We start from the raw sequence: 11,869 nt of genomic DNA on the forward strand, positions 1-11,869 counted from the left end.
CTGTATATTATGTTCAATGCATCCTAGGGGGACCAGATCGAATCCTGGCCAGCTCATGGGCTGGCTCTTCATGCTCAGCCCCCAATCTGGCTCTCACCAACCGCTACGCAGCTCCAGAAATGGCGTCAGCGGATGAAGATCCACCACAGCTCCGATCACCCGTCAGATCGATCACCCGATCAGCTGCGGTCACCACGCTCCATCGATGCGTGATGGCCAGGACAGTCACGTCCTCAGCCAATGCACGGATGTAGGCCATGATCTCGCGCTCCGTGGCCTCGTCCAACGCCGAACTTGCCTCGTCCAGAAGCAGCACCGCAGGATGGTCATAAAGTGCTCGGGCGATAGCGATGCGCTGCCTTTCGCCACCTGAGAGCTTCAGCCCACGCTCGCCAACCGTCGTTTCGAAGCCTTCTGGCAGGCCATCGATCAGCGTCAGGATCGCAGCCTTGCCAGCGGCATGTCGCAGTTGCGCGTCATCGCGCGGCCGGCCCAGCAGGATGTTGTCAGCCAGGCTCTCGTTGAGCAGGATCACGTCCTGCGGAACGACGGCGATGGCGGCATGCCACGCGGCTCGATCGATCTGCGCCAGGTCGATCCCATCGACCAGGATCCGGCCGCCCTGGGGTTCGATCGACTTCAGCGCCAGCTTGAACAGCGTCGACTTCCCTGCGCCGGTCTCCCCCATCAGGAAGGTGATGCCGCCACGTCCGGCGTGGAAGGAGGCATCGTGGACGCCGCGGCCATTTTCGTAGCGGTGGCTGACGTGCTGGAACTCGATCTGGCCGCTTCCTGCGGAGAATGTGGCGGCCTTCAGCGCCGGTGGTTCTTCCGGTGCCGCCCACAAGGCCGACAGCGGCGCCAGCAGGCTCCAGGAACGGGCGACGTCATCGATCGAGCGCGCGATCATTTCAAAGGGCATGTTGAGCTGCAGAAGCAGCAGGTTGAACAGAACGATGTCGCCAACGCTCAGGTCACCGCTGTGGTAGCGCGGCAGCAGCAGCGCAAAGGTGACGATGAACTCGACGGCCAGGCCGATGCCCAGCAGCGCGATGAAGCCGATGCGCTGCAGGACATAGGCACGCCAGCTGTCGCGGACCTGCTGGGCCTTGTCGTCAAAGCGCTGGATCATCCAGGCGCTGCCGCCGAACTGCCTCAACGTCTCCATGGCGTTCATCGCGTTGCCAACGAAACGCGCATTCTGCTGGCCCGCCTCGACCGCTGCTTCGCGATGGATCCGCGCTCGGCGGGTGGCAATGGCAGAGAGCGTGACGGCAACGGAACCGTAGCCCAGCACGATCGCCACCACCTGCAGGTTGATCAGTGCACCCAGCGTCACCAGGGTCAGCAGAATCTGCAGGCTGCTGGGGATCAACACGACCAGTGCGAGCTGGACCACGATCTTCAGCGCACCCCGCCCCTTCTCCCCGGCCACCTGCAGTTCCGCTGCGTTGTAGTCCAGGAAGAAGCTGCTGGTCTTCTTCAGCAGGCGCGCGAAGTATCGGGTGCTGGTGATGAAGCCCAGATTCTCGCCACTGAGAAAGGAAAGGTACTGCACCGTGTTCTGCAGGATGCTGCCGGCGCCGAGCATCACTGCGTAGAGCACGAACCATCCCGCCAGTGCGAGGGCGCCGTCCATGCTGATGCGGTCGATCAGGCGCGAGAACAGATATGGCGCGGCCACCGCGACCAGGCTGGACAGCACAACGATGGCTGCGACCAGCATCAGCAGCCTGCGATCAGCCTTCCAGTACGCGGAAAGGATCTCGGTGACCGGCGGCGGGAGCGCGAGCCTTCTCATCAGCGTGGGTTTGGCATCGATGCAATGGCTCCTGTGGGGCGGTGCGCCTGCCCTCGCCTGCGGGACTGACGAGCTTCCTCACTCGCCCTTAATGATATGATATAACATCGCCATTAAAGGCGCGATGGTTCGTGCCGCAGACGGACTTCCGATGGGATCGATGGACCGGGGCATGAAGAACGCATCTACCTCCAGACCGGCGGCACTGGTAGTCGCCGGCCTTGCCGCCGCCCTGCAGGTGGCTGTGCCAGCGATGGCGCAGGACGCGGCCGTTCCCAGCAGCCGGGACGCCCGTCGATCCGATCCTGCCACCGCCACGCTGGACAAGGTACTGGTCGTCGGCAGCAACATCCGCGATGCCATCGGTGGCGGCGCATCCCCACTCATCGTGATCGACAGGGAGGCCATTGACCGCACGGGAGTGGCCTCGTTGCAGCAGCTCTTCGAGAAACTGCCGCAGAACTTTGGCGGTGGTGCCAACGGCGCCAATGTCGGCAACCTCGGGGTCGACCGCGATACCGGCAACAACTTCGGCCAGGGCACTGCCATCAACCTGCGCGGCCTCGGTACCGGCACCACGCTGACGCTGATCAACGGTCATCGCGTGACCTCCTCCAACCGCTATCAGTACGTCGACATTTCGCTGATTCCGTTGAGCGCCATCGAGCGCGTGGAGATCCTCACCGATGGTGCCTCTGCCATCTATGGAACCGATGCCGTCGGCGGCGTCGTCAACATCATCCTGCGCAGGGATTTCACCGGCTACGAAACCTCGGTGCGCTACGGCAGCGTCACCCGCGGCAACATGGATGAGTACCAGGCATCGCAGTCGGCTGGTTGGTCCTGGGACGGCGGCCACCTGATGGCCAGCTACGAGTTCCTGAAACAGGCCAACCTGGCGGCGGTCGACAAGGACTTTTCCAGGAACGTCACGGTCAAGCCTTACGACATCTATCCCGGCTCGAAGCGGCACAGCCTGTACCTGGACGGGGTGCAGGCGCTCAGCGATGTGCTGACGCTCAACCTGACCGGCTCCTTCGCCAAGCGCGACATGGACACCACCATTTCCGGGACCGCCGACGAAACCCGGCTGTTCCCCCACACGCGGCAGTTCGATCTGTTCGCCGGGCTGACCCTGGAGCTTCCCCGCCAGTGGCAGGCACGCCTGGATTCCGGGTTCGGCAAGAGTGATGTCTCCTACCAGAGAACCACCATCACCGGCAGTTCGGCCAGCACCGCACCACCGACCAACACCAACTCCGAATCGCGCTACCTTGAAGTGGTTGCCGACGGCGAGCTGTTCAGCCTTCCGGCTGGAGCGGTGCGCGCAGCGTTCGGTGCCGGCTATCGTCGGGATGGTTATGAACTGCTCGACCACCGCGGCCTTGAGAAACCCCTGGATCTGCAGCGCACGGTCAGATCCGCCTTCGCTGAGCTCAACATCCCGCTACTGAAGGACATGCCCGGCGTCCGCCGCCTGTCGCTGACCGCGGCGGCACGCTACGACGACTACAGCGATTTCGGCTCCACGCTCAACCCCAAGTTTGGCCTGCTGTGGGAGGCGACCGAAGGGCTTACGTTCCGCAGCAGCTACGGCCGCTCCTACCGGGCGCCGGTGTACCAGGACATGCAGTTGAACAACACCGTGGTGGTGGCCAACGTGCCCAACCCGAGCGCCGCCAACGGCAACACCGTCCTGATGATGCTCTCCAATGGCAACCCGGATCTCGGCCCCGAGCGCGCCAAGACCTGGACCGGCGGCGTCTCGTTCGCGCCGCCTTCCGTGCCAGGTCTCAGGATCGACGCGAACTACTATGACATCGAGTATGCCGATCGCATCGGCAGCGGCTTCGGCGGCAGCTTCCCGTCGCTGTTCCTGCAGTCCACCGCGCCCTATGCGGACCTGCTGACCATCGATCCGACACCGCAGCAGATCCAACAGGCGCGCCAGCTCGGCATCTCGGGCCAGGGGCTGTTCGTTTCGCGGGTGGGCCCGTACGCCCTGCCCCCGGGAACGGATGAAACCAACACCCAGGTCATCCTCGACAACCGCTTCCGCAACAATGCATTCACCGCGCAGCGCGGCATCGATTTCAACGCTTCCTACGGGTTCGACGCCGGCCAGACCCGCATCGCGTTGAACGTTGCCGGCCAGTACATCATCGATTCCAAGCGCCGCGTGACAGCGACCTCGCCCGAGATCGACGCGGTGAACAGGGTGTACTTCCCGGTCGACCTCAAGGTTCGCGGCGGTATTGCCGTCAGCCGCCAGCAGGTGGCCGGCGGCCTGTTCGTGAACTACGTGGACAGCTATCGCGATCCCGCCAACCGGGCCGACTCGCATGTCAGCTCGTGGACGACGGTCGATCTGAATCTCAGGTATGACTTCAACGGTTCTGCAGGCGCAGAGCAAGGCACCTCGCTGGCCTTCAACGTGCAGAACGTGCTCGACCGGAATCCGCCCTTCATCGTCAACGGCATCAATACCGGATTCGACCCCACCAACGCGACCGCACTGGGCCGCTTTCTTTCCATGACCCTGACCCATCGCTGGTAGGGCGACCTCGATGAGCGCCCCCTCCCCCACTCTCCCTGCATCCACGTCGGCTTTCGGCCAGGCGCGGGTCGTTGCCGCGACCCAGCTGAAGCTGATGTGGCGCGAGCGGCGCCTGCTGTGGCTCGCGCTGACCCTGCTGCTGCTGGCCGGTGCGTCGGTCGCCACCGGCGCTGCGCGACTCGCCCAGCAGACTCTGGAACGCCAGGCCGTAGCGGAGCAGGAAGCGGGGCTGTGGGACAGCCAGGGCACGATAGATCCGCATGCCGCCGCACATGAGGGGCGCGCCATTCCTGCGCCGGTGCGGCCGCTGGCAGCGCTCGATCCGGGCATCACGGATTTCGTCGGCACCTCGGTGTTCATCGAAGGCCATGCGCAGAACCCGGCCCGGCACCGCCCCATCGAAGCCGGCACCGCGCTCAGCCGGTTCGATGGCTTCTCCGCGGCTTGGGCGCTGCAGGTCGTGGCGCCGCTGCTCATCATCCTTGCCGGGTTCGCCAGCCTGTCCGGCGATGTCGCCCGCGAAACGCTCCGCCAGGAGCTCGGCAGTGGTGCATCGGCCTACGTGCTGATCGGTGGGCGGTTGATCGCGCTGGTGACCGCGTCGTTGTTGCTGATCCTCGCGCTGCTGCTCGTCAGCCTTCCCGCGATGGCCGGGCGCAACTTCGGCATGGCCGACATCATGGCGCTGGCGGCGATGGTCGTTGCCTACGCGCTCTACCTGCTGGTGTTCTGCGCGATCACGATCGGGGGCTCTGCGCGTTTCAGTTCGGCGCGCACGTCGCTGGTCGTGCTGCTCGGCTTCTGGGTGCTGGCCACCCTGCTCGTGCCGCGGGTGGCTCCCGCGCTGGCAGAATCACTGCACCCAACGCCGTCCGTGCCCTCGTTCCGCGCGGCCGTTACCGAGGACGCGGAGAACGGCGCCGATGGCCATGATCCTGCGGACAAACGGCTGGATGCACTGAGGGCGGAGATGCTGGCGCGCTACCAGGTGCGCGATGTGGATGATCTTCCGGTCAACTTCCGCGGCGTGGCGCTGGAATTCGCCGAGGCGAACTCCTCGCAGACCTACAACCGGCACTTCGAACGCGTCTACGCCACCTACCAGCAGCAGGAGAGCACGCAACGCGCGTTCGCGGCGATATCCCCCACCATCGCCCTGCAGGCGGCATCACGGGCGCTGGCCCGCACGGATTTCCCTGCACACCTGGCGTTCCTGCGCGGCGTCGAAGACTATCGCTACCGGTTGATCCAGGCACTCAACCTGGAGGTGAAGCAGCACAAGGCCGCGAATGGCGGCAAGCATCTGGCCGATATCGCGACCATCACCCGGTCGGTGGTGTATAGCCCGCAGCCGCCGCAGTGGGCCGATATCGCCAGCGCGCAGTCGGTGAATCTGGCCATTCTGCTCGGCTGGGTACTGCTGGCCCTGGGGCTGGTGTTCACCTCGGCGCGGCACCTCGGGGGTACGTCATGAGCAGCCTGTCCATCGCAGGCCATGAGATCCGTCGCCTGCTGCGTGACCGGGCGCTGCCGGTGCTGTGTGGCCTGCTGGTGGTGCTGGCGGCCTACGCGGCGTGGAATGGCAGTGCATGGGTCGGCCAGCGGGAAGCGGCCATTGCCCTGATCAAGACCGAACAACAGGATACGCAGGACCGCAGCCGGGGATTCGTCGGCAAGGCGCCCTCGGTACTGCCACGCGTGCAGCCTGTGCTTCCGCCCGGTGCGATGGCGACGCTGTCGATCGGACAGGCGGACGCCTACCCCTACACCGCCGATGTGGTTGCATTGGGTGACCAGACCCAGCTGCTGAGGCACGTGTGGTCCGACATCGGCAATCCCGCTGCACAGGCCGCTGGTCGTTTCGATCTGGCGTTCGTCATCGTGTTCCTGCTGCCGCTGGTCATCCTGGCCGCGACCTTCGATCTCTGGTCGCGCGAACGCGAGCGTGGCATCGCGGCGCTGGTACTGTCACAGCCCACCGCCGTGGGACGGCTGATCGCGGTGAAGGCACTGACCCGAGGCGTCGTCGTGCTGCTGCCTGCGGCGATGATCATCACCGCAGTCGCTGCCGGTTCCGGGGCGGCGCGTCCTGCCGGCCTCGCCGTGCTGGCCCTGATCGTGTTCGCTTACGGCAGCTTCTGGCTGGCGCTGGCCGTGCTCATCGCTTGCTTCGCCCGGCGTACCACCGAGGCGGCCATTGCGGCCGGTGCATTGTGGCTGCTGATCGTGGTGATGGCGCCGTCGCTGGCCCTGGCGGCAGTGAATCTGAGGGTTCCGCCACCGTCACAGATGCAGCTCGCGACCAACGTAAAGGCGCAACTGGCGGAGACCGCCAGGCATCAATCATTGCGCCACTCGACACAGCCCCCTGTCCCGCGTTCGCCGTCGCCACGCATTCCTGACGCAGTGCGCGTGGCGTTCGCGGATCTGGTCATGGCCGATCAGGCGCTGGCACCGATGATCGCCGCGCACGCACAGGCCGAGGACGTGCGTCGCCGCGCGCTTGACCGGATGCGCCTGCTGCTGCCTTCGGTTGCGGTGCAGGATGCGCTGGACCGCCTTGCCGGCTCGGATGCCGACCGGGCGCTGGCCTTCCAGCATCAGGTTCTCGCGTTCTGGCAGGCGCGCCGGCTGCTGCACAAGGCCTACCTGGACCGGGACGCGCCACAGACGCTCGCCGAGTATGACGCCCTGCCCCGCTTCGCGTTCCAGGAAACGGCGGGCGTTCTGCAGCGGGGTGTGCTGGCCGACCTTGCCGCACTGGCCGTCTCCACCCTGATTCTCCTGATCGCGGCCTGGTCGATGCGTCGTCGGCTGGCCATTCACTGAGGAACAACGCGCATGCTGTCTGCAAAGCACCTGGTCAAGGAACATGGCACGCATCGGGCGCTCGATGATGTGAGCTTCACGGTGCGGCCCGGCGAGATCTTCTGCCTGCTGGGCGCCAACGGCGCCGGCAAGTCGACCACGATCAAGCTGTTCCTCGGCTTCCTGAAGCCCACGTCCGGATCGGCCGAGGTCGACGGAATCAGCGCGTGCGAGCGGCCACAGGAGGTGCGCCGGCAGCTGCTGTACATCCCGGAGACGGTGGCGTTGTACGACGAGCTGACCGGCTATGAGAACCTGGATTACTTCGCCCGTCTGGCCGCTGTGGAGCAGCGCTCGCCCGCTCGCCTGAAGGAGGCACTCAGGTCTGCCGGGCTGGCCCCCGAGGCCTTCGGGCGGCGCGTGGGCCTCTATTCCAAGGGCATGCGGCAGAAAGTCGGCATTGCGCTGGCCATCATCAAGGAGGCCAAGGCGCTGCTGCTTGATGAGCCCACTTCCGGCCTGGATCCAACCGCGTCAGCGGAGTTCCATGATCTGATCGTGCGGCAGCGTGATCGCGGCACCGCGATCCTGATGGCAACCCACGACCTGTTCCGTGCCCGCGAAGTGGCCACGACGATCGGCCTGATGCAGGCCGGCCGGCTGCGCAGGACGCTGGATGCCAGCACGATCACCGCCAATGACCTTGAGAGTCTCTACCTCGAAGAAATGAGCCGGAGCATCTAGGCCACTCCGGCTGCCGGCACGCCCGGCCGGCCCGCCCAACGCCTGAGCCAGGCTTCGATGTTGACCTGTGGGCCGAAGATGCCCAGCACCTGGGATGCGTGATCCGGGCTGACCGTGCGGATGCCCGCGTCGGCCGATGCGCTGTCGATGTAGCCACGACGCGCCAGCACGCCATCCACCAGCAAACCCCTGATGAACCGCTGATGCCCTTGGGTGACGGCAACCGAGTGATCGTCGAGGTAGGACTTCACCTTGCGCGACAACAGCGCCTCAGGCAGCAGCCCGTGCAGGGCACGGCGGGCAATCGTCCTGTCCTCGGCGCCGGCCATCAGCAGATGCAGCGGCAGGCGGGCGAACAGCTCCACGACAGGCTGCGCGCTGATCGGTGACACACCGTGCCAGCGCCCTGCTCCTTCGAAGGGATCGAGCACGCTGGTCGGGAACACCATCCGGCCGATATGCGCCAGCTTCTGCGGCGAGACCCGGTGTCCCTTCGCGCGCGCATGCCGCAGCCAGGCCGGCGGCGTGCCATCGTGTTCGGACGCGTCCACCTTCACCCATTCGCACGGATTTCCCCAGCGGCCGTTGATGATGGCTGGCCGCTTCAACAGCCCGTGGAGGATCGCATCCTTCACTACCCCGTACAGCGAGTCGCCCGATTGCGCGGTTTCGAATGCGACGCGCAGGAAATCGCGGTCGATCCCACGTCGCCACGCATAGTCGATGGCGGCCGCATTGCCCTTGAAGCGCAGGAAGACCGCATCGCCACCGACACCGGTGAACTGCACCGTGTCTCCGTCGAAAGCAACGTCGTGGCGATGCAGCAGATAGCCCGAGCAGTGTGCAGGACGGGCGGTGCGTGGGAAGTCCAGGATTTCTTCCAGCGCGCAGTGCGGCTGCCGTTGGTATTCGATGAACTCACAGCTTCTTCCGGATGACTCGCTGGCACCTGCAACCGCCATGCGCGCGAACAGACGCTCGTCGGCGCCGATGCCGGCGTCGTAATGGTGAACGCACTTCACTTCCGGTGCGGAAGGTGCACGCAGCAGGCCGGCGAGGACGATTGAGGAGTCCAGCCCACCGGACAGCTGCAACTGGATGTATCGATGCTGGCTCGCCAGCGCGCCGATGCAGCCCAGCAACGTGGAGCGAGCCAGGTGTACGGCTTCCTCGAGATCCTCGATCGGCGCCTCGCTGGCCAGCCGCACCACATCCCATTGGCACTGCCGGCCGACGGGCTGGCCATCGCGGATTGTCACGGCCTCTCCGGCCTCGATGGCGGTGATCTCCTCGAAGCCGGTCTGCAGGCCATCGCGGAACGGGAACAGAAGCGAGTAGGACAGGAAGGACCAGTCCACGCTGAAGTCGCGCACGCCCAGCAACAGGCAATCTTCCATGCTGGAGAAGACGACGGTCAGCTGGTCGACCGTCGTCATGTAGCACGGAATTTCCGCGGTGGGGTCGCGCAGCACGAACCAGCTGGAAGTGTCCTGCTGGTAGCCGAATGCCACGTAGCGCCCCCAGTACTGCTCCACGATGCTTTTGCCAAGGGTGCTGCAGGCGGTGTCCGCCGAGTCGGCATCGAGGAATGCCTGCGCGGGAACGGTATCGGCACCGAATGCCTTGTGAAACAGTTTGCCGAGTACGGCCAGCGAGCCGGATCGGTGGCACTCGAAATAGCCAGGGTTGTCACTCTGGGCATAGATCGCAGCGCCGCGCTCCCTCATCACGCAGGCAATCCCGGGGCGACCGTCTTCGATCCGTGCGGTGGCCTGCGCGGCCTCGGCCGTTGCGGATTCGGAATGCGCGTTCCAGAGCACAGCGATGTATCGGTACATGCGGCAGCCCGGATTACAGCACGAGGATGGGAACCATCCGGCGCAGATTGAAAGGAATGTCGGTCAGGACCTGATCACCGTGCTGCAACCAGCAATGCGCTGCGAACGGTTGGGTCCGGACCGCGAACACCCAGGCAGGAACGATCCCGTACCAGGACAGGAACTCGCGCATGGCCAGGCAGTAGAGGAAGCACTCGTCGGTCTTCCGGAAGGCGATCGGCCGTAGCCAATCGAACACGCGCACCCTGAAAGCCAGCTCCTCGCTGTCCACCGCGCCCGGCGCGGAGACCTGCCCGCGCCTGCTCTCTGCGGCGACCGTATAGCGGAAAGGCAGGAAGGTCCTGCTGCACGCGGCATGGGCGACCGAGGCCAGGAACCTGCCCACATCTGCGGCGGTGATCTGCGGGCACCCCCTGGGTTCGCCTTCGCGCACCCAATAACGTGGCAACTCGATTACGGGGCTGGCTGCGGATTTTCCACGCTGCGGATCGCGGGTGATCAGGCGCCGGTCAAGCAGTGACTGGAGCATCCTGGGAGGCGGTGCTCCCTCCGGCGCCAGAGGCCAGTCCAGGACCAGCCCACCGAGCCCTGCCGCGCCGCGACGGTCGATGGACAGATACCTGCCGGAGGCCTGGTCGAGGATCACCATCGCGTCACCGGTCACGCAGACGTGCGCCTGCCTGGAGAGAAAGTACGGGGCCGCGTGCTGTTCCATCGCGTGGGTGTTCTCCTGCTGCTGGAGACATCAAAGCGGTGCATGCGGGGGGCATGCACCGCAGGTCATGCGTGGTGCGAGGGATCAGGGAGAGGTGGTCGGGAAGACGCCATCCCACAACGTGCCGTGGTTGTGCGCCTTCGTTTCGGAAACCACCGAGCCCAGCTCGATCAGTTCACCCTGGTCTGCGGGATTCTGCTCTCCAGCCACTACGCCCAGCTCAATCAGTTCGTTCATGAACATCTCCTCTAGTCAGTGGATGCATCCACGCGATGCAATGGATGCACAGCAGCCCAGCCAACATCGTCATGCGTGTTTCAGGACGATTGCCGTCAAGGCACCGAAATGTTACGATATAACATATTATTTTGGCGTGACGATCGACGCCATCTGCCGCCCCTGCTGCCCGTCTCCAGAGAGCGAATTGGATGCCCACCGAGATCAATGACGATGGCCTGGATCCCACCCTTCTGCTGAAGGGCCTGTTTCCGCTGCCGAAGTTCATCCGTTTCGTCAGGGAGCGCTGCCCGCGCGGACACTTCGACGAAGCGATGCTGGTGGAGCAATGGCGGGACGCCCGCGCGGTGGTGCGTGGCCTTCTCCAGGAGGAAGCGGATGACGCCAATGCGGTCGAAGCCCTCCCGCTGCCGGACGAACTGCTGCCACTGGCCGAGCAGGCCCTGCGGCAGCCGTCGATGCACCGCATGACCAGCCTGACGCCGCGTAGCTGGCAGATGGTGGAGATCGACCGGCTGGTGGTCTTCCAGGAATGCATCAACCTGCGCCACATCGACCAGCTTGCAGCGACCCTGTCCGCAACGCCCGACGCGCAGGAGATCATGGACCTGGTGTCGCGCAGCGGACGCCACGCCCACCCGGACGTGCGCTTTACCCAGTCCGATGGCAGCTACACCTTCGCATCCGCGTCCAACGACCTGCGCTTCCTGGATGTGGCGACGCTCGATCCGGCCTCGATCACCGGCTACGAGCCGGTTGGCGCGGCCAGCCATGCCCTTGTCATCTATCTGGGTTTCAGCGACAACCTGATCAGCGCCACCCGCGTGGGTCGCCGGATCATCCTGACCAATGGCTCCCACCGCCTGTACCTGCTGCGCAGCCTCGGCTTCCGCCATGCCCCCTGCCTGGTGACCGACGCGTCCGACAGCGACCTGTCCGACGTGTTGTTGCCGGCAGCGGTCAAGCAGGATCGGCCGTTCTATCTGGGCGCCTCGCGCCCGCCGCTGTTCAAGGACTATCTGGATCCGCGCTTGACCAGCACCGTACAGGTCACCCGCAAGCATTACGCCCTTAGAGCAAAATTTGATCTACAGAGGATCACGGTACCCTCTCTCTAGCGATTGCCGTTTTCGTTTAATGAGGTCATGTTGTTAGAAACGGAGTTGATG

9 protein-coding genes are annotated in these 11,869 nt (G+C 65.0%); 5 read left to right on the forward strand and 4 right to left on the reverse strand.

Annotation, left to right across the window (positions count from 1 at the left end; translation table 11 throughout):
- Nucleotides 1–103 precede the first annotated feature (103 nt).
- Complete coding sequence (locus ABH900_RS01840) at nucleotides 104–1,726, reverse strand: ABC transporter ATP-binding protein (protein WP_429620736.1); 1,623 nt, start codon at nucleotides 1,724–1,726, stop codon at nucleotides 104–106.
- Nucleotides 1,727–1,973: 247 nt separating this feature from the next.
- Between ABH900_RS01840 and ABH900_RS01845 the strand changes: the two genes are divergently transcribed.
- Genes ABH900_RS01845 through ABH900_RS01860 form a run of 4 tightly spaced genes read left to right on the forward strand, consistent with a single transcriptional unit; the run spans nucleotide 1,974 to nucleotide 7,910 of the window.
- Nucleotides 1,974–4,358: a TonB-dependent receptor plug domain-containing protein gene (locus ABH900_RS01845; RefSeq protein WP_429620738.1), complete on the forward strand. Its 2,385-nt coding sequence runs from the start codon at nucleotides 1,974–1,976 to the stop codon at nucleotides 4,356–4,358.
- A 10-nt stretch (nucleotides 4,359–4,368) separates the two neighbouring features.
- The gene (locus tag ABH900_RS01850) at nucleotides 4,369–5,832 is read left to right on the forward strand and encodes a DUF3526 domain-containing protein (RefSeq protein WP_429620740.1); all 1,464 of its coding nucleotides are present in this window, start codon (nucleotides 4,369–4,371) and stop codon (nucleotides 5,830–5,832) included.
- Nucleotides 5,829–7,187: an ABC transporter permease subunit gene (locus ABH900_RS01855; protein ID WP_429620742.1), complete on the forward strand. Its 1,359-nt coding sequence runs from the start codon at nucleotides 5,829–5,831 to the stop codon at nucleotides 7,185–7,187. The genes ABH900_RS01850 and ABH900_RS01855 overlap by 4 nt, the downstream gene beginning before the upstream one ends.
- A 12-nt stretch (nucleotides 7,188–7,199) precedes the next feature.
- A complete protein-coding gene (locus tag ABH900_RS01860) occupies nucleotides 7,200–7,910 on the forward strand; it encodes an ABC transporter ATP-binding protein (protein WP_429620744.1) in 711 nt (236 codons plus the stop codon).
- On the opposite strand, the gene ABH900_RS01865 is transcribed toward ABH900_RS01860, so the two are convergent.
- From ABH900_RS01865 to ABH900_RS01875, 3 genes are all read right to left on the reverse strand, one after another.
- Nucleotides 7,907–9,748 carry an asparagine synthase-related protein gene (locus tag ABH900_RS01865; protein WP_429620746.1) on the reverse strand — a complete coding sequence of 614 codons (1,842 nt, stop codon included), beginning with the start codon at nucleotides 9,746–9,748 and terminating at the stop codon, nucleotides 7,907–7,909. The genes ABH900_RS01860 and ABH900_RS01865 overlap by 4 nt on opposite strands.
- A gap of 13 nt (nucleotides 9,749–9,761) precedes the next feature.
- Nucleotides 9,762–10,463: a lasso peptide biosynthesis B2 protein gene (locus ABH900_RS01870; protein ID WP_429620748.1), complete on the reverse strand. Its 702-nt coding sequence runs from the start codon at nucleotides 10,461–10,463 to the stop codon at nucleotides 9,762–9,764.
- Between the two features lie 84 nt (nucleotides 10,464–10,547).
- Nucleotides 10,548–10,700: a hypothetical protein gene (locus ABH900_RS01875; RefSeq protein WP_429620750.1), complete on the reverse strand. Its 153-nt coding sequence runs from the start codon at nucleotides 10,698–10,700 to the stop codon at nucleotides 10,548–10,550.
- 191 nt (nucleotides 10,701–10,891) lie between these two features.
- Here ABH900_RS01875 and ABH900_RS01880 point away from each other — a divergent pair, with 191 nt between their 5' ends.
- Nucleotides 10,892–11,818 (forward strand): hypothetical protein, encoded by a 927-nt coding sequence (locus tag ABH900_RS01880; protein WP_429620752.1) that lies wholly within the window; start codon nucleotides 10,892–10,894, stop codon nucleotides 11,816–11,818.
- Nucleotides 11,819–11,869 lie beyond the last annotated feature (51 nt).

This window comes from Stenotrophomonas sp. AN71 (genome assembly GCF_050435725.1).
Classification (GTDB): Bacteria; Pseudomonadota; Gammaproteobacteria; order Xanthomonadales; family Xanthomonadaceae; genus Stenotrophomonas.

Bases quoted from the DNA above. Each gene is read 5' to 3' on its own strand.
- ABH900_RS01840 (WP_429620736.1), bottom strand. From the start codon at position 1,726: ATGCTGGTCGCAGCCATCGTTGTGCTGTCCAGCCTGGTCGCGGTGGCC.
- ABH900_RS01845 (WP_429620738.1), top strand. From the start codon at position 1,974: ATGAAGAACGCATCTACCTCCAGACCGGCGGCACTGGTAGTCGCCGGC.
- ABH900_RS01850 (WP_429620740.1), top strand. From the start codon at position 4,369: ATGAGCGCCCCCTCCCCCACTCTCCCTGCATCCACGTCGGCTTTCGGC.
- ABH900_RS01855 (WP_429620742.1), top strand. From the start codon at position 5,829: ATGAGCAGCCTGTCCATCGCAGGCCATGAGATCCGTCGCCTGCTGCGT.
- ABH900_RS01860 (WP_429620744.1), top strand. From the start codon at position 7,200: ATGCTGTCTGCAAAGCACCTGGTCAAGGAACATGGCACGCATCGGGCG.
- ABH900_RS01865 (WP_429620746.1), bottom strand. From the start codon at position 9,748: ATGTACCGATACATCGCTGTGCTCTGGAACGCGCATTCCGAATCCGCA.
- ABH900_RS01870 (WP_429620748.1), bottom strand. From the start codon at position 10,463: ATGGAACAGCACGCGGCCCCGTACTTTCTCTCCAGGCAGGCGCACGTC.
- ABH900_RS01875 (WP_429620750.1), bottom strand. From the start codon at position 10,700: ATGAACGAACTGATTGAGCTGGGCGTAGTGGCTGGAGAGCAGAATCCC.
- ABH900_RS01880 (WP_429620752.1), top strand. From the start codon at position 10,892: ATGCCCACCGAGATCAATGACGATGGCCTGGATCCCACCCTTCTGCTG.